At 63.6% G+C, this 17,550-nt stretch carries 17 protein-coding genes and 1 pseudogene; 11 read left to right on the top strand and 7 right to left on the bottom strand.

All coding sequences use genetic code 11. The features are described 5' to 3' along the window. Window positions 1-38: 38 nt before the first annotated feature. The 4 genes from AC629_RS12645 to glgC all read right to left on the bottom strand — a co-directional run bounded on the left by AC629_RS12645 (window position 39) and on the right by glgC (window position 4,005). On the bottom strand, window positions 39-782 hold the full coding sequence (locus AC629_RS12645) for an ABC transporter substrate-binding protein (RefSeq protein WP_245331829.1): 744 nt from the start codon (window positions 780-782) through the stop codon (window positions 39-41). Between the two features lie 107 nt (window positions 783-889). Beyond that, on the bottom strand, window positions 890-1,150 hold the full coding sequence (locus tag AC629_RS12640) for a SemiSWEET transporter (RefSeq protein ID WP_084805074.1): 261 nt from the start codon (window positions 1,148-1,150) through the stop codon (window positions 890-892). 138 nt (window positions 1,151-1,288) lie between these two features. After that, on the bottom strand, window positions 1,289-2,746 hold the full coding sequence (glgA, locus tag AC629_RS12635) for a glycogen synthase GlgA (RefSeq protein ID WP_084805073.1): 1,458 nt from the start codon (window positions 2,744-2,746) through the stop codon (window positions 1,289-1,291). After that, complete coding sequence (gene glgC / locus AC629_RS12630; RefSeq protein WP_084805072.1) at window positions 2,743-4,005, bottom strand: glucose-1-phosphate adenylyltransferase; 1,263 nt, start codon at window positions 4,003-4,005, stop codon at window positions 2,743-2,745. Before glgC ends, glgA begins: the two co-directional genes overlap by 4 nt. Before the next feature lie 354 nt (window positions 4,006-4,359). On the opposite strand from glgC, the gene AC629_RS12625 reads away from it, so the two are divergent. After that, on the top strand, window positions 4,360-4,803 hold the full coding sequence (locus tag AC629_RS12625; RefSeq protein ID WP_084805071.1) for a hypothetical protein: 444 nt from the start codon (window positions 4,360-4,362) through the stop codon (window positions 4,801-4,803). Window positions 4,804-4,929: 126 nt separating this feature from the next. Here AC629_RS12625 and AC629_RS12620 read toward each other — a convergent pair whose 3' ends face one another. Next, complete coding sequence (locus tag AC629_RS12620) at window positions 4,930-5,910, bottom strand: ABC transporter substrate-binding protein (RefSeq protein WP_084805144.1); 981 nt, start codon at window positions 5,908-5,910, stop codon at window positions 4,930-4,932. Between the two features lie 210 nt (window positions 5,911-6,120). On the opposite strand from AC629_RS12620, the gene AC629_RS12615 reads away from it, so the two are divergent. From AC629_RS12615 to AC629_RS12570, 10 genes and pseudogenes are all read left to right on the top strand, one after another. Next, window positions 6,121-6,387: a hypothetical protein gene (locus tag AC629_RS12615; protein ID WP_143199088.1), complete on the top strand. Its 267-nt coding sequence runs from the start codon at window positions 6,121-6,123 to the stop codon at window positions 6,385-6,387. Next, window positions 6,387-7,478 carry an ABC transporter substrate-binding protein gene (locus AC629_RS12610; protein ID WP_084805143.1) on the top strand — a complete coding sequence of 364 codons (1,092 nt, stop codon included), beginning with the start codon at window positions 6,387-6,389 and terminating at the stop codon, window positions 7,476-7,478. Before AC629_RS12615 ends, AC629_RS12610 begins: the two co-directional genes overlap by 1 nt. Next, window positions 7,456-8,478: an ABC transporter permease gene (locus AC629_RS12605; RefSeq protein WP_084805069.1), complete on the top strand. Its 1,023-nt coding sequence runs from the start codon at window positions 7,456-7,458 to the stop codon at window positions 8,476-8,478. The genes AC629_RS12610 and AC629_RS12605 overlap by 23 nt, the downstream gene beginning before the upstream one ends. Next, window positions 8,472-9,272 (top strand): ABC transporter ATP-binding protein, encoded by an 801-nt coding sequence (locus AC629_RS12600; protein ID WP_084805068.1) that lies wholly within the window; start codon window positions 8,472-8,474, stop codon window positions 9,270-9,272. The genes AC629_RS12605 and AC629_RS12600 overlap by 7 nt, the downstream gene beginning before the upstream one ends. Then, the gene (locus AC629_RS12595; RefSeq protein ID WP_084805067.1) at window positions 9,266-10,438 is read left to right on the top strand and encodes an acyl-CoA dehydrogenase family protein; all 1,173 of its coding nucleotides are present in this window, start codon (window positions 9,266-9,268) and stop codon (window positions 10,436-10,438) included. Before AC629_RS12600 ends, AC629_RS12595 begins: the two co-directional genes overlap by 7 nt. A gap of 21 nt (window positions 10,439-10,459) precedes the next feature. Then, window positions 10,460-11,560 carry an LLM class flavin-dependent oxidoreductase gene (locus AC629_RS12590; protein WP_084805066.1) on the top strand — a complete coding sequence of 367 codons (1,101 nt, stop codon included), beginning with the start codon at window positions 10,460-10,462 and terminating at the stop codon, window positions 11,558-11,560. After that, complete coding sequence (locus tag AC629_RS12585; protein ID WP_084805065.1) at window positions 11,557-12,495, top strand: ABC transporter substrate-binding protein; 939 nt, start codon at window positions 11,557-11,559, stop codon at window positions 12,493-12,495. The genes AC629_RS12590 and AC629_RS12585 overlap by 4 nt, the downstream gene beginning before the upstream one ends. A 323-nt stretch (window positions 12,496-12,818) precedes the next feature. Further along, window positions 12,819-13,665 (top strand): annotated as a pseudogene (locus tag AC629_RS12580) (CmcJ/NvfI family oxidoreductase). A gap of 98 nt (window positions 13,666-13,763) precedes the next feature. After that, window positions 13,764-14,078, top strand: coding sequence for a septal ring lytic transglycosylase RlpA family protein (locus AC629_RS12575; protein ID WP_084805064.1), 315 nt, complete (start codon window positions 13,764-13,766; stop codon window positions 14,076-14,078). Between the two features lie 46 nt (window positions 14,079-14,124). Then, window positions 14,125-15,294 (top strand): Gfo/Idh/MocA family protein, encoded by a 1,170-nt coding sequence (locus AC629_RS12570; RefSeq protein ID WP_084805063.1) that lies wholly within the window; start codon window positions 14,125-14,127, stop codon window positions 15,292-15,294. 181 nt (window positions 15,295-15,475) lie between these two features. Here AC629_RS12570 and AC629_RS12565 read toward each other — a convergent pair whose 3' ends face one another. Both AC629_RS12565 and AC629_RS12560 read right to left on the bottom strand, forming a co-directional pair. Next, window positions 15,476-15,664, bottom strand: a complete 189-nt coding sequence (locus AC629_RS12565; RefSeq protein WP_084805062.1) for a hypothetical protein — start codon at window positions 15,662-15,664, stop codon at window positions 15,476-15,478. 464 nt (window positions 15,665-16,128) lie between these two features. Further along, window positions 16,129-17,439, bottom strand: coding sequence for an ABC transporter substrate-binding protein (locus tag AC629_RS12560; protein WP_084805061.1), 1,311 nt, complete (start codon window positions 17,437-17,439; stop codon window positions 16,129-16,131). Window positions 17,440-17,550 lie beyond the last annotated feature (111 nt).

The raw sequence follows: 17,550 nt of genomic DNA, 5'->3' as shown, positions 1-17,550 counted from the left end.
AAAACTCTAGCACAACGGCGAACTGGCAGAAGCTGACGCTAGGATGTCGGCCAGCACCGCGGCGATGTCAGCTCAGAACCAACACCAGACCTCAGTCGATCACTTGGTCCGCACCGCTGAGGAGCGTTGGCGGAATGATCACAAAATGCTTTGGCCGTCTTAAGGTTTATAGCCAGAACGATTTCAGTCGGCTGTTCCACAGGTACTTCCGCCACTTTGGCGCCTCGCAAGAGCTTCGCGACCTGACGAGCGCATTGACGAAAAACAACGCTGAGACGGGGACCATAGGCAATCAGGCCGCCTGCCTCAGCCTCTTCAGGCCATTGCAAGATGGCCGGCAGGCGATGCAGATCGAAGCGGTCACGGATTAGCAAACGGAGAGATCCCCCCAGTAAGGGTGACGCCAAGACATTGACCGCCTCGACCGATGTCGCCTTCATGGCATCTATCGCCCGAATGACTTCCCCCTCAGACCCTGCGACATACGGAACGATCTCGATGCCGAACGCACGGGCAGCACTTTCAAGAGCGTCGATGTTTCGTATTGGCTCGTGATCGGCAAACACAGCTATTTTTCGAGCTGCGGGGAGTGCCTCATGTAACAGCGCCAACCGCTTTACATCTAGCTGAAATGCGAAAATGGCGACACCGGTTGTGTTGCCGTCGGGATGAGACATGGAGGCGACGAGCTTGCTGCCGAGCAAGTCATCTGCAAGCGCAACGATGGGAATGCGTTGAGTAGCTTTTTGTGCAGCGCGTGCTGCGTCGGGTCCGAATACCACGAGTACGTTCGGCCGCGCTTTGGTTAGTTCAACGGCGACCTCTTCGTAAAAGCAGACATTCCGGATTTATGGGGGCACGCGCTAATCCGTCCTACGCAGCTGCAAGCTCACCCGTACTTCAGCTTCATGAACAGAATGCCGCCGGCGAGCACCATGGTGACGGCGTTGGCGGCGACCAGCGGGGCGTCGCCGCTGAGCAGGCCGTAGACGAGCCAGAGCGCCAGGCCCAGCACCATGACCAGGAACATGCCGAGCGAGATGTCGCGGGCCGAGCGCGTCTTCCACACCTTGATGAACTGCGGCGCATAGGCGACGGTGGTGCAGGTTGCGGCGGCAAAGCCGAGCAGCTTGATCGCGAATGGTTCCATGCCGACTCTATAGCATGGATTCGCTCCTGGGCGTGCCTGGAGCGTTTTCGAGCGAAGTGGATACCGGTTCGCGTAAAGAAAACGCGTCAAAATGAGAATCTAGAGCCCCGTTCCGATTCCATCGGAACGGAAATGGCTCTAGGCCCGGCGGGATGCCATGAGACCGCGATAGAGCGCGGCATAGTCGCCGGCGCGGTTGCGCCAGGAGACGTCGGTCGCAAGTCCACTCAATTGCAGCCGGCGCCAGGTCAGCTTGTCGTGGAAGGCGGTGTTGACCTTGCGCAGCGTGCCGGCGAGGGCATCCGCGGTCACGGGGCCGAACTTGAAGCCGGTGGCATCGCGGTCCGACGTGTCGGCCTCGCCGATATCGACGATGGTATCCTCGAGACCGCCGACGCGGGACACGATCGGCACGGCGCCATAGCGCAGCGCGCAGAGCTGTGTCAGGCCGCATGGCTCGAACCGCGACGGCACGATCAGCGCGTCGGAGCCGGCCTGGATCAGATGCGCCAGAATCTCGTCGTAGCCGATCACAACCCCGATGCGGCCGGGATTTGCGCGCGCAACCGCCTGATAGCGGTCCTGGAGATCGCGGTCGCCGCTGCCGAGCAGCGCGAGCTGCATGCCTTCGCCCAAAATGGTCGGAATGGCCTCGAGCAGGACATCGAGTCCCTTCTGCCAGGACAGGCGGCTGATGACGCCGAGCAACGGCGCCTCGTCCGAGGAGGCAAGATTGAACTGCTTCTGAAGCACCGCCTTGTTCGCCGCGCGAAACGTAAGATCCTCCGCGCCGAAGCGGTAGGCGATGTGCGGATCCTCTTTCGGATTCCAGACCTCGATGTCGATGCCGTTGAGGATGCCGCTCAGCACGCCCGCGCGTTCGCGAAGCAAGCCGCCGAGCCCCATCCCGCCTTCGTCGCTCTGGATCTCATGCGCATAGGTCGGCGACACCGTCGTGATGCGATCGGCGAATTGCAGTCCGGCCTTCAGGAAGCTGATGCCGCCGAAATATTCGAGGCCATGAACGTCGAAGGAGGACCAGGGCAGGCCGATCGCACCGATCAGCTCGCGGTCGAACTTGCCCTGATAGGCCATGTTGTGGATGGTCATCACGGTGCCGGGCCGCGGACGATTGTCATAGTGCAGATAGGCTGGCGCGAGCCCCGCCTGCCAGTCATGGGCGTGCACGACATCGGGCACGAAAGCCGGAACGAGGCCGTGGCCGATGTCGGCGGCGACGCGCGACAGCGCTGCGAAGCGCATGCCATTGTCGGGCCAGTCGACGCCCTCGGCTGTCACGTAAGGGTTGCCCGGCCGTGCGTAGAGATGCGGCACGTCGAGCACGAAGAGGTCGAGCCCATTCTGGGAGCCGGCGAGCAGCCGGCCTGGTCCGCCGAAATAGTCCGGCCAGCGCCGGATTTCCTCTGTGCCCGAGACGAGCCGTATCACGTCGGGATAGCCCGGCATCAGCGTGCGCATCTCTACGCCGTGCGCCTTCAGTGCGAGCGGCAGCGCGCCGGCGACATCGGCGAGGCCGCCGGTCTTGACGATGGGGTAGACTTCGGAGGCGACCGCGAGGACGCGAACAGGCATCATGTATTGAGCCTGTCGAGCATCGGCTGGGTGATGAGCGAAATGCCGGTCTCAGTGGTCCGGAAGCGCTGGGCATCGAATTGCGGATCCTCGCCGACGACGAGGCCCTCGGGAATCTCGACGCCGCGATCGATCACGACGTTCTTCAACCGCGCCCCGCGCCCGACACTCACATAGGGCATGATCACGGCGTTTTCGACATTGGCGTAGGAGTTGATGCGCACGCCGGTGAACAGCAGGGAACGGCGCAGCGAGGCGCCGGAGATGATGCAGCCGCCCGAGACCAGCGAGCTCACGGCCTGGCCGCGCCGGCTCTCCTCGTCGTGGACGAATTTCGCAGGTGGCGTGATCTCCGCGTAGGACCAGATCGGCCAGGCGCGGTCGAACAGATCGAGTTCCGGCACCACATCGGTGAGGTCGATATTGGCGGCCCAATAGGCGTCGACGGTACCGACATCGCGCCAATAGGCGCTGCCGTTGTTGCCGGAGCGAACGCAGGAGGTCGAGAACTGGTGCGCGATCGCGCGGCCGTTCTTGACGATGTAGGGAATGATGTCCTTGCCGAAATCGTGGTTCGAGTTCGGGTCCGCGGCGTCGCGCTTGAGTTCCTCGTAAAGGAATTTCGCATCGAACACATAGATGCCCATACTGGCGAGCGAGACGTCCGGCTTGCCAGGCATCGGCGGCGGATCGGCGGGCTTCTCGAGGAACGACTGGATCCAGCCGTTCTCGTCGATATGCATGATGCCGAAGCCAGAGGATTCCGCGCGCGGCATTTCGAGGCAGCCGACCGTGACGTCGGCGCCGCTCGCAACGTGCTGGCGCAGCATCACCTCGTAATCCATCTTGTAGATGTGGTCGCCGGCGAGCACCACGATGAAGCGGGCGTTGTGGGACTCGATGATGTCGATGTTCTGGTACACCGCATCTGCTGTGCCGACATACCACATGTTCTCGGAGACGCGCTGGCTGGCGGGAAGAATGTCGAAGCTCTCGTTGCGCTCCGGACGGAAGAAGTTCCAGCCCATCTGCAAATGCCGGATCAGGCTGTGTGCCTTGTACTGGGTGGCGACCGCGATACGGCGGATGCCTGAGTTCACCGCGTTCGAGAGGGCGAAATCGATGATGCGGGATTTGCCGCCGAAATAGACCGCAGGCTTGGCGCGCCGGTCGGTCAACTCCAAAAGCCGGCTGCCGCGCCCGCCGGCGAGGACGAACGCTAGCGCCTGACGGGCAAGCGGCTCATTTCCGACGGCACTCATGTCATCCTCCCACACTCTGGCGCATGCCCGGCCTTCGCGAGACGGCTTTCGGCCGCGCACCATTGGAACCGATAGTAGCGGTACGAATAGTAAATCGGAAAGGTCGTTGTTGGTTGCGACCGCGCGGGAAGCTTAATGCTTTGCGGTGTCTGTGGCCTTTGAGGTGGCCTTGGGCTTCGTCGCACCGGTGTCATAACCGCACGGCGTGCCGGCGCCGGGCAGACCACAATCCTGGCATGCGCGGCTCTCTTGTGCGTCGCACGCAAAAATCGGGGCTTTGACCTGGCGCAAGGATGACCGATCATGCGCCGGCGATCCTCTTCCAGGTGAAAACGTCAGACAGGGAGGGAGACCATGAGTATGTGGAAAAGGGTAATTGCCTGTTCGCTGGCGGGCGCGGTTATGGCCGGTCAAATGGAGCAGGTGGCGGCGGCCCCGCTTCCAACCAATGTCGCGACCATCAAGGCCGCTGTGGGCGATGATGTCACCCAAGTACAATGGCGCGGCGGAGGCTGGGGCGGCGGTTGGGGATGGGGCCTCGGTGGCTTCGCGGCCGGTGCGATCATCGGCGCTGCTATCGCGAGCAGCACACCCTATGGCTATTATGGCGGCGGCCCGTATTACGGCGGCTATGGATATCCGGGGCCGGGTTACGGCTATGGTTATGCGCCGGCCTATTATGGCTATGGGCCTGCCTACGCCTATCGGCGGTACTATCGGCCTTATCGTCCGTATTACGGTGACTACTACCGGCCGTACCCGGTCTATCCGCGCAGCTATTACGGCGGATATTGGTGAGCGCCTCGCGCGGCTAGAGCGAAAGCCACACGAGCAGACTCATGCAGGCCAGATGCGCGAGCACGATCACGGCGAGATGCAGCGGGCCGGCCTTGAGAGGAAGCCCACGCATCTCGCCGCCTCCGCCTAGTTCGATCCGGCGGCCGCGGCCGTGAAGCTGCGGTCGACGGCTTTGTTCACATCGAGCGGCTTCGGCAGGATGCCGTAGCGCGTGGAGCGGTCGGACGCTTCCTGGACCTCCTTCACGATGGTCTCGTCGATCACGATCGGGCTGGTGCGCTGCGCGGTGTAGGCCGACAGCAGCACGTCTTCGGGCAGCTTGGTCAGCTCGGCCGTGTTCCTGGCGTATTCGCCGAGGTGATCCAGCGACCACAGCCGCGCCTTGTTCAGCCGCTGCACCAGGTCCTGCACCGCCGCGCGCTTGGTGGCGATGGCGTTGTCGGAGGCGACGATGAAGGTGATGGTCGGTGTCAGGCCTTCGCCGTCGGCGATCACGCGGGCCTTGTCCTTCAGCGTCGCGAACGAGACGTAGGGCTCCCACACCGCCCAGGCGTCGATCGAGCCGGCCACCAGCGCGATCTTGGCATCGACAGGACCGAGCGGCGCGAAAGTCGCATCCTCCAGCTTGATCTCAGCCTTCTCCAGCGTCGCGTCGATCAGGAACTGGCCCCAGCCGCCGCGCGTGCCGGCGAGGCGTCTGCCCTTGAGGTCGGCCGCCGACTTGATCGGCGAATCCTGGCGCACGAGGATGGCTTGCGTCTTCGCATCCGACCTGGTGCCGCCGATCGCCTTGATCGGCGCGCCGGCCGCATAAACCGAGAGGAAGGAGAGATCGCCGGTATAGCCGACGTCGAGCGCGCCGGCGTTGAGTGCTTCCAGGATCGGCGCGGCCGCGGGGAATTCCGACCACTCGATCTTGTAGGGCAAATCTTTCGCGTAGCCGGAGATTTCGAGCAGCGAGCGGTTGCCGTCTTTCTGGTCGCCGACGCGCAGTACGACCGCGTCCGCCGCGAATGACGCGGCCGTCGTCGACAAGGTGACGACGGCGGCGAACAGCGATAGCGCGAGCCGACGCGTGATGGGATGGTCGTGGGAGTTGATGCTCATGTGGCCTGTCTTGTTGCTTTGCTCACGACGCGTGAGCGAACGATGCAGCGAGATAATCAAGTCTATGACCGCGCAATACGCAGTCAATAAAATGTCCGTCCGTATTGCGCATGCATCAAGCAAGGACGTTTCACTGAAACGTCTTGCGTGAGAAGGCAGCGTGCGCTCGCTGGAAAGATGCATGAAGGTGATTCAGATCGCGAGATCGCGATGCGCATCGCCGGCAATCTCATCTGCGAAAATCCTTTCATCGCGTCCGCGCACGCCGATGGAGAGAATGACTTCGCTTTGCGCAACATTCGAAATTCCATTTCATTGACGATGCGGCGTGCGCGTCGCATGATTTGCGCATCGCACCAATTCGGCGCGCGAAGCGCCGACGGAAAGATTTTCTCTCAACGCAGCTCCGCCGGGAACATGCGCAACGCGAAACGTTGCGCAAGTGGTGGAGCCGTGCCAGCGCAGGAATGGGACTGATGAACAACGACAACAAGCGCGGCGGATCGAGCCTCGACCGGCGCCATCTGCTCCAGGCGGGGCTTGCGGCGGCTTTCGCTGCGCCGCTGGGTGCGCAGGCCTTTGCGCCGCGCGGGATCGCGCTCGGTGTCGACTTCTCGGAGTTTCCGCTGTGCCGGACGGCCGCAGATGGCCCCGCGCTCACCGGCGCGCCGCGCAAACTGAAACTGTCATGGAATGCCGGCGCGGTGTGTCTCGCGCCACTGCCCGTCGCCATCGAGCACGGCTTCTTTCAGAAGCAGAATCTCGACGTCGAACTTGTCAATTATTCCGGCTCGACCGACCAGCTGCTCGAGGCGATCGCGACCGGCAAGAGCGATGCCGGCCTCGGCATGGCGCTGCGCTGGCTGAAGCCGCTGGAGCAGGGCTTTGACGTCAAGATCGCCGCCGGCACCCATGGCGGCTGCATGCGCGTCCTGACGCGCACGGATTCCGGCGTCGCCAAGCTTGCCGACCTCAAGGGCAAGATCGTCGCTGTCGGCGACCTCGCCGGGCCCGACAAGAACTTCTTCTCGATCCAGTTGGCCAAGCTCGGCATCGATCCCAACAAGGATGTCGACTGGCGCGCTTATCCCGGCAACCTCCTCAACGTCGCCGTGGAAAAGGGCGAGGTGCAGGCCTTCCTGTCGTCCGATCCGCTGGCATATCTCTGGCTCAAGGACACCCAGTACAAGGAAGTCGCCTCCAATCTCGACGGTGAATATCGCGACAAGAGCTGCTGCATCGTTGGCCTGCGCGGCAGCCTCGTGCGCGAGGAGCCGCAGGTCGCCCGCGCCATCACGCAGGCGTTGCTCGATGCCGCGATGTTCACCTCGCAGAATCCGACAGTGGCGGCAAAGTCGTTCCAGCCTTACGCGCCGAAGGCGGCAACGCTCGCCGATATCGAGGGCATGGTGCGCTACCACACCCACCACCATCATCCCGTCGGCGAGGTGCTGAAGCGCGAGCTGAAGTCCTATGCCGACGATCTCAAGAGCGTGCAGGTCTTCAAGCAGGGCACCGACACGGCCAAATTCGCGGAGCGCATCTATGTCGACGTATTCGCTGTCTGACGGTCTCGCGTCCGGCGCGCCGCGCCTGTCGCGCGCGCCACTGCTTGCGAACTGGGTGCGGGAATCGGGCGTCGGCGTGCTCGCCAGCATCGCGTGGGTCGCCTTCGGCCTGTCCTGCCTGTGGTGGGAGGATGTCGGCGACTGGTCGCGCACCCATTCGCTCGGCATTGCCGCCTTCGTCGTCGCTGCGGTCGCCTTGTTCGGGACGGTCGGCGCCGATTATCTCGGCTCCGCAGGCCGCGCTCTGCGCCAGCGCGCGCCCTGGCTCGTCGCGCTTGGCGCATTCCTGACCTTGTGGGAGGTCGCCACGGCAAAGTTCGCCTGGTTGCCGCTGCCGTTCTTTCCGCCGCCGCAGTCGATCGTCGAGGTCTATACCGATGACCTGCCAAAGCTGCTCGACAGTGTCTTCGCCTCGGTCAAGCTCCAGCTTGGCGGCTATTTGATAGGCGCCACGGTCGGCTTCCTGACCGGCGTCTCGATTGGATGGTCGCGCGCTGTCGGCTATTGGGTGCATCCGGTGCTCCGCTTCATCGGGCCGCTGCCGGCGACCGCCTGGCTCCCGATCGCCTTCTTCACCTTCCCATCGAGCTGGAGCGCCTCGACCTTCCTGATCGCGCTCGCAACCGGCTTCCCGGTGACCGTGCTGACGTGGTCGGGCGTTGCGAGCGTCAGCAACGCCTACTACGACGTCGCGCGGACGCTCGGCGCGAAGCCGTCCTTCCTGGTGCTGAAGGTCGCGATACCGGCCGCACTCCCGCACGTCTTCGTCGGCCTGTTCATGGGGCTCGGCTCGTCCTTCGCCGTGCTCGTCGTCGCCGAGATGATCGGCGTCAAGGCCGGGCTCGGCTGGTACCTGCAATGGGCGCAGGGCTGGGCCGCCTACGCCAACATGTATGCCGCGCTGATCGTGATGTCGCTGCTCTGCTCCGGCGCGATCACGCTGCTGTTCGCGATCCGCGATCGCCTGCTGGTCTGGCAGAAGGGGACCGTGAAATGGTAGCCGCAGCCGCATTAGCCGAAACTGTCACTCTGCCCGCCGCTGGTGCCGCGCTCGATATCGAGCAGGTCAGCCACGCCTTCGACATCGATGGTGCCCAGCTGCCGGTGCTGAGCGACGTCAGCATCTCGGTCGAGCCGGGCGAATTCGTCGCGCTGCTCGGCCCCTCCGGTTGCGGCAAGTCGACCTTGCTGCGGCTCGTCGCCGGCCTCGACAAGCCGAAGGCAGGAACGCTGCGCGAGGACGAGAGCCGCATCACCCGGCCGCATCCTTCGCGCGTCGTCGTGTTCCAGGATCCGACGCTGTTTCCCTGGCGATCGGTGTGGGACAATGTCGCGCTCGGGCTGGAGGCGCAGGGTATCCTGAAGAGCCAGCGGCAGCGTGTCGACGACGCGCTCGATCTCGTCGGCCTTGCCTCCTTCCGCAATGCCTATCCGCATCAGCTCTCGGGCGGCATGGCGCAGCGCGTCGCGCTGGCCCGTGCGCTGGTCAACGATCCCAAGATCCTCATCCTCGACGAGCCACTGGGAAAACTCGACTCGCTCACCCGCATCACCATGCAGGCCGAGATCGTCGCGCTCTGGCAGCGTAAGGGATTCACCACGCTGCTGGTGACGCATGACGCCGAGGAGGCTTTGGTGCTCGCCAACCGCGTGATCGTGTTCAGCGATCGCCCCGCGCGCGTGAAGGCTGACATCCGCGTCGACCGGCCCTATCCGCGCCATCGCGGTGATCCGTATCTGGCCGATTTGCGCCGCCAGATCCTCAGCCTGTTGGGGCTCGACGCCACATGGTGACCTCTGTAGCTCTGGGCCGGGCAATTCATGGCGAGCCCGACTACATCGCGCGTGCCGAAGGGCTCGCGGACAGCTTTTCCGCGCGTGCGGCTGAACATGACCGCACCGGCAGCTTCCCCTTCGAAAATGTTCGCGAACTATCCGAGGCGGGCTTGCTGTCGCTCACGGTGCCGGCGGCCCATGGCGGGGCCGGAGCGGGCGCACGATATGCCGCGCGCGTCGTCGGCATCATCGGCAAGGCCGATCCGTCGACCGCGCTGGTGCTGTCGATGCATTACATCAACCATCTGGTCATGGCGCGAAGCCCGACCTGGCCGGCGCGATTGTCGCGCAAGCTCGCGCGCGAGAGTGTGGAGGGTCTCGCGCTCATCAACGCACTGCGCGTCGAGCCCGAGCTCGGCTCGCCTGCGCGCGGCGGATTGCCGGCAACAATCGCGCGTCGCACCGAGACCGGCTGGCGCCTGACCGGTCACAAGATCTATTCGACGGGATCACCGATCCTGAAATGGTATCTCGTCTGGGCGCGGACGGACGAAGCCGAGCCGCGGGTCGGACAGTTCCTGGTGCCGGCGGGCCTGCCGGGCACCCGCATCGTCGAGACCTGGGATCATCACGGCCTGCGCGCCAGCGGCAGCCATGACGTCATCTTCGACGACGTCGTGATCCCCCTTGATGCCGAGGTCGATCTCCGCAAGCCGGCGGAGTGGCGTGCGCCCGACGTTGCGCAAGCGACCGTCCACACGGTCTTCGTCGCTGCGATCTATGACGGCGTCGCGCGCGCCGCCCGCGACTGGCTGATCTCGTTCCTGAAACAGCGTGTCCCCGCCAGCCTCGGCGCGCCGCTCGCGACCTTGCCGCGCGCGCAGGAAATCCTCGGCGCCATCGAGGCGCGGCTCGCCGTCAATGCGCGGCTGATCGAGTCCTTCGCCCGCGATTTCGATGACGGGGTCCAGCTTTCCGCCGGCGAATCCAACGTCATCAAGCTGACGGTGACCAACAACGCCGTCGCCGTGGTCGAGGATGCCCTGTCGCTGACCGGCAATCACGGCCTGTCCCGCACCAATCCGCTGGAGCGGCATTATCGCGATGTCCTATGCGGGCGCGTGCACACGCCGCAGGACGATTCCACACGCACCGGCCTCGGCCGCGCGGCGCTCGGGCTCTAAGAGACAAACAGGGAGACGACCATGTCGATCGAGTTCATCGGCTTCATCAGCAACAACAATTCGTCCGAGACCATCGTCCGCGAAGGTCCGATCCTCAACCCGACCCACATCGAGACGGTGGCGAAAGCGCACGAGAATGCCGGCTTCGATCGTGCGCTGCTGGCGTTTCATTCGACCACGCCGGACGCGCTCCAGGTTGCCCAGCACATCCTTGGTGTCACCGATCGCCTCAACGTGCTGATCGCGCAGCGGCCGGGCTTCACCGCCCCGACGTTGCTGGCGCGGCAGTTCGCGGTGCTCGACCAGTTCTCCCGTGGCCGCGTCGCGCTCCACGTCATCACCGGCGGCAACGCGACAGAGCTCCGGCAGGACGGCAATACGCTTGACGACAAGGATGAACGTTACGCCCGCACCTCGGAGTTCCTCGACATCCTCAAGCTGGAATGGACCAGCGACAAGCCATTCACCTACAAGGGCAAGTACTACCAGGTCGAGAACGCCTTCTCGCAGGTGAAGCCGTATCGTCCCGAGGGCATCCGCATCTATTTCGGCGGGGCCTCGGATGCGGCGATCGACGTCGCCGGCAAGCATGCCGACACCTTCGCGCTGTGGGGTGAGTCCTACGCGCAGGTGCGCGATGTCACCTCCCGCGTCCACAACGCGGCAATCAGGCACGGGCGGTCGACGCCGCGCTTCAGCCTCTCAGTGCGGCCGATCATCGCCCCGACCGAAAAGCAGGCCTGGGAGAAGGCGGAGGAGATTCTCGCGCGCGCCACCGCGCTTCAGGACAAGACCGGCTACCGCAAGCCCGCCGACGGCCACGCCACTGCCGGCGCGCGGCGGCTGCTTGCGCTCGCCGACCAGGGCACCCGCATCGACAAGCGGCTCTGGACCGAGATCGCAAAGCTCACCGGCGCCAACAGCAACACCACCGCACTGGTGGGGACGCCCGAGCAGGTCGCCGAAGTCTTCGGCGACTATTACGACCTCGGCATCAGCCATTTCCTGATCCGCGGCTTCGATCCCCTGATCGACACCATCGAATACGGCCGCGAGTTGATCCCGCTGACGCGCGAGCTGATCGCGAAGCGTCAGGCTGTTCGCGGCGAGGCGGCGGAATGATCCGCCTCATGCTGGCCGGCGCGCTGCTGTTCGGCTCGTTCGAGTTGGCGGCGGCGCAGACCACACTGCGTGTCGGCGACCAGAAGGGCAATTCGCAAGCCGTGATGGAGGCGGCGGGCGTGCTCAAGGACGTCCCGTACAAGATCGAGTGGAAGGAATTCCCGGCCGCCGCGCCGCTGCTCGAGGCGCTCAGCGCCGGTGCGATCGAGACGGGTCTCGTCGGCGATGCGCCGTTCACCTTCGCCGCCGCCTCGGGCGCGCCGGTGAAGGCGATCGCTGCGATCCGGCAGACGCGCGAGGGGCTCGCTATCCTCGTGCCGGAGAACTCGCCGATCCGAACGTTCGACGATCTGCGTGGCAAGAAGATCGCAACCGGCCGCGGCTCGATCGGCCACCAGCTGATTCTCGCCGCGCTCGAGAAGAACGGCTGGAGTGCGAGCGACGTGCAGATCGCGTTCCTCGCGCCATCCGATGCCAAGATCGCCTACACGCAAGGCGCCGTCGATGCCTGGTCGACCTGGGAGCCCTATGTCAGCCAGGAGGAGGTGCTGTTCCGGTCGCGCCGTGTCATCACCTCGGAGGGCCTGACGCCGGGGCTGAGCTTTCAGGTGGCCAGGCCCGACGCCATCCACGACAAGCGCGCCGAGCTGACGGACTTCATCCGGCGCCTCACTACGGCACGGGCGTGGTCGCTGAACAACGTCGACAGCTACGCTGCGATGTGGGGCAAGCTGATGAACGTCCCGACGGCCGTGCCGCAAAACTGGCTGTCGCGCGCAAAGATCCGGATCGCGCCGATCGATGACGGCGTGGTCGCGGACGAGCAGGGCACGATCGACCTTTACTTCCGCTGGGGACTGATCAAGCAGAAGCTCGATGCGGCGGAGATCGTCGATCGCTCCTTCGCGGACGCGATTGCGAAGGCGGGATTATAGGCCCCGTGTCCCGGACGCGGCGCAGCGTGCAACGCTGCGGCGCAGAGCCGGGACCCATGCCACACGGATTGCTCCTGGTCACATGGGCTCCGGCTCGGCAGCGCACCACTGCGTGATGCGCTGCGTCCGGGGCACGATACCTCACGAGTTCATCAAGGGCCCGTGAGATAGGAACGAGGCTTCCAACCTGATCGCCGTCCTCGAAACATTCCTTCTGCATTTCCTGCGCTCGGCGATAGCCGCGTTGCTATTTGCACCACCTCCCTTGCAGCGCGCTGCATCCCGGCAAAAATCAGACAGACGACCACATCGGGAGACCGGCCATGGGCCTGCAAGAAACAAAAATCGAATCGCTTCCCTTCGTCACTGCCGAACTCAACTACCTCGCGCCGGTTTCGGGCAAGCCTCGCACCTATGCCTTCGATCCGCCGCCGGGCGAGCCCAAGAGCACGTCGCTGCCAGAGCCGCACCAGGTCCCGATCTTCGATGCACGCCTTATCGCGCAGAACTTCTCGCTCGATCGCGAGGGCTTTGCGCTCGTCCGTCATCCGACGCAGGTGAAGGATTTCTACAACGAAGAGGAGGTGAGGGCGGTCTACTATCCCGCTGTCGAAGCGTTCCTGCGCGCGACGCTGAAGGCCGAACGCGTCTTCATCTTCGACCATACTGTTCGCAAGCGTGTCGAAGGCGCAGCCGATATCCGCGGTGGCGGACCGCGTCAGCCGGCAACGCGCGTCCATGTGGACCAGACCGATATCTCGGGCGCCAACCGCGTGCGCGAGCATCTGCCTGATGAAGCCGACGAGCTGCTCAGGGGGGCGTGTGCAGGTGATCAATCTGTGGCGGCCGATCCGCGGTCCGCTTCGCGATTCACCGCTGGCGATGGCCGACGGCACGACGGTGGCGGCTGATGATCTCGTTGCCTCCGACCTGATCTATCCCAACCGCCGGGGCGAGACCTATTCGGTGAAATACAATCCGAACCATCGTTGGTTCTATTTCCCGGAGATGACGCCGGACGAAGCGTTGCTGCTCAAGTGCTATGATTCCGCAACCGACGGCCGCACGCGCTTCGGGCCGCACACGGCCTTCGTCGATCCGACCACGCCGGCCGACGCAGCCCCGCGCGAGAGCATCGAAATCCGGACCCTCGTCTTTCACAAACAGTAACAATCTTTGATGGAACTGCCGGGCGCTAGCCCGGCAGCTTTAGGAACTTATCGGAACAAGCGGTCGTTTGCAGCGCGGGGCAAACCCGGAGCGATGCCGTGCGAGCGCAAACGACGCTACTGTTTTGCCTGTCCACCTTTTCGCTTTCAGCTCTTCCTTTTGCACATGCCGAAAGCGGGCTTGCCTCCTACTACGGGTACGGAAAAGTTGGCAGGAGCGGCGAGATGACCTGCGCGCACCGCACGCGCCCGTTCGGCAGCGTGCTCACGGTGTCCTATAGCGGTCGCACCATCCAGTGCCGCGTCAACGATCGCGGCCCCTTCATCCGCGGCCGTATCGTCGATCTCTCGGTGCCTGCCGCCCGCGCGCTCGGCATGATGAGCGCCGGCGTGGTGCGGGTCTCGGTGGAATAGGCCTGACGGCGCGCTATAGTGCCCCCAAAGCAAGGTGAGGGGCGCTATGACGCAGATCAGGGTGGGTTTGGTGGGCTGCGGCTTCGTGTCGGAGCTGCATATGTATGCGTTCCGGCGCGTCTACGGTGTGGACGTCGAGGTCGTGGCTGTGGCCGCGCGCGGCGACCATGTCGTCGAATTCGCCCGCCGGCATCAGATTGCGCGGGTCTATCGCAGCTTCGCCGAGCTGATCGCGGACCGCGAGCTCGATGTCATCGACATCTGCACGCCGCCCAATCTCCATGCCGAGATGATCATAGCCAGCATGCAGGCCGGCAAGCATGTGATCTGCGAAAAGCCGTTCGCTGGCTATTTCGGCCGCGAGGGCGACAGGCAGCCGATCGGCAAGCACGTGCCGAAGGCGCTGATGTATGAGCGCGTGCTGGAGGAGATGGACCAGACCCGTGCTGCGATCGAGCGCACCGGAAAACTCTTCATGTATGCCGAGGACTGGATCTACGCGCCTGCGGTGACCAAGACCGCTGAGATCATCAAGGCGACCAAGGACAAGATCCTGTTCATGAAGGGCGAGGAGAGCCATTCCGGCTCACACGCGGCGCATGCCGCGCAATGGGCGATGACCGGCGGCGGTTCGCTGATCCGCATGGGCTGTCATCCGCTCTCGGCAGTGCTCTATCTCAAGCAGGTCGAGGCGAAAGCGCGCGGCGAGACCATCCGCGTCGCCAGCGTCACCGGCGATGTCGGCAACGTCACAGCCAGCCTCAGGCCGGAGGAGCGCACCTACATCAAGGCCAACCCGGTCGATGTCGAGGACTGGGGCACGCTCACGGCCACGTTCTCCGACGGCACCAAGGCGACCCTGTTCTCCGGTGACATGATCATGGGGGGTGTGCGCAACCTGATCGAGACCTACACGAGCGGCGGTTCGCTGTTCGCCAACATCACGCCGAACACACATCTGATGAGCTACCAGACCAGCGAAGAAAAGCTCAGCTCAGTCTACATCACCGAGAAGGTCGATCGCAAAACCGGCTGGCAATATGTCTGCCTGGAGGAGGAATGGACGCGCGGATATTTGCAGGAGATGCAGGATTTCATGGAATGCGCCGCGAGCGGACGACAGCCACTGTCGGATCTGGCGCTGGCGTACGAGACAATCAAGGTAAATTACGCCGGCTATTGGGCGGCGGAGGAGGGGCGGCGGGTGGTGCTGTAGGACGCCGCCACGTGCTTGCTGACCGGCGATGCCGCCACTTACCACGCCCCGATAGCCATCATAACAAAAATGGTCATACATGAGATGCAGGCAATCGACGCAGTATAGAATTCGGGTGTGTTCATTGTTGCCTCCTGAGTTAATGTCCTTTCCTGATTTCTGTGGCCACGACGAGAGGCCCCTATTTCGGGGCGCGCTTCGATTCGATGTCGTCTTGAGTGTCCTTCCCGCCAACGCTATTCGGATCAGCAGGGTCGTAATCTGCATGAAAGAGTTCGGGATGCTTGCCCGTGAGCAGAAGCTGTTTGCGCATTTCTGCAAGGCGGGCGCGGCAATATTCGCGATAGAGCAAGTCAAATATGGCGGGCATCCTCACCCCCATCGTTGAAATTCACGGTCTGAAATTTCAAGGTACTGCTCGAAGGCTCCTCAACGAGAGCCTTGGCTCCTCTATGGGAGCCTCTCGGCAGACTGCGCCAATTCGACTCAAACGCGATTGGCTGACTGGCCTGTATGTACAAAGAAAGCGGAACAGGCAAAATTACCTAGATCACATTTGTAGCGGTTTTCTGTTTCAGAAAAATTTCGTCAAACAACCTGAGCGCGCTGCCGCGCGGTCAAAAATCCAACTACAAAGCGAAACAACTTACTTCTGGATGCAAGCACAATCGCATGCAACGCCGTCAGCGCGATGAGGAGGTTTTGTAGAGTCTCAGTACCGATTGGTTAGCGGCAGGCAGGCTGTGAAACGGCCGCCGAAGGCCGCCTATGCCACCCTCTCCCACAAGGGGACCCACGAGGGGAGAGGGGGCACCGTCAACGCAGCGCAAAGAGCTACGCCCCGTAAGTCGATCCCTTCGGCAGCGGGAACACCGGGTCTTGTGTGCGAATGTTCGTCGGCCACACCACCGAGATGTGCTCGCCGGCGTTCTGCATCACGACTGGTGTCGAGCGCTCGTTCTGGCCCGAGAGCGGCGTGCCCGGTGGGAAGAATTTCACGCCGTATCCCTGGATGGTGCCGCCGGCCGGGATGTCGACGTCGAGCGCCGCTTTCCGAACAGCCTCGGGTTCGAAGCTGCCGTACTTTTCCTTGGCGACCGGCAGCACGTTGTTGAGCAGCACCCAGGTCTGGTTGAAGCCCATCGAGCAGTGCGGCGGCACGTCGGTTGCGCCGGTCTTGGCCTGGTAGCGGCTGACCATGGTCTTGATGAGATCGCCGATGCCCGGTGCGAGCTTTGCCGGGTCCAGCAGCTGCGCCGGTACCGGATCGATGTTGCAGAAATTGTCGATGTCGGCGCCGAAGGTCGCGCGCAGCTTGTCGAGCTGGCTATAGCCGGCACCCGCGCCGAACAGCATCTTGAAGCGCAAGCCGCTTTCTCGCGCCTGGCGCAGGAACAGGGTGATGTCGGGGTTGTAGCCGGCATGCGAGATCACGTCGGCCTTGGCGCGCTTGATCTTCGTGACCAGCACCGACAAATCCGGGGCCGAGGCCGAATAGCCTTCCTTCAGCACGACCTGAAGCCCGGCCTCCTTGGCATAGGCCTCGTCGGCGGCGGCGACACCGACGCCGTAAGGGCCGTCCTCGTGGATCAGCGCGATCTTGACGTCCTTTGGCTCCATGCCGAGCTTCGCCTTGGCGTGCTCGCTCATGAAGCCGGCAAACGCCTGGCCATACTGATCCGAGTGGATCTGCGCGCGAAACACGTATTGCAGGTTCTTGTCCTTGAACACGGCGGTGGAGACGGCAGTCGTGATCCAGAGGATCTTCTTCTGCTGCTCGACCTTCGCCGCCATCGGCACCGCGTGCGCGCTGGAATAGACACCGTTGATTATGTCGACCTTTTCCTGGCTGATCAGCCGTTCGGCCTCGTTGATCGCCACATCGGCCTTGCTCTGGGAGTCGGCGGCAACAGGCACGATCCTGGTCTTGCCACCGATGCCGCCCTTCTCGTTGACGAGGTCGATGGCGATCTGCGCGCCGACCGAGGAAGCAACCGAGCCGCCGGCGGCAAACGGACCGGTGAGGTCGTAAATCAGGCCGATGCGCAATGTCTCGGCTTGCGCCTGGGCCCGTGTCCAATCGAGGCTGAGTGCGGCGGCGGCAGCCGCCGAAGTCTTCAGCAGCTGCCTGCGTGAAGTCGGCATCCTATCCTCCCTCAAAACCGTCGTGTGATTGGTCTTGTTATTCTTGTTTGCGAAGTATGGGGAGCGGGAAAGCGGAAAGTCAACATCGCCCAAGGTCGATACGCGCCGGCC

It is taken from the genome of Bradyrhizobium sp. NAS80.1 (assembly GCF_001908205.1).
Taxonomy (GTDB): Bacteria; Pseudomonadota; Alphaproteobacteria; order Rhizobiales; family Xanthobacteraceae; genus Bradyrhizobium.
This window is presented reverse-complemented; position numbering and strand designations above follow the sequence as displayed.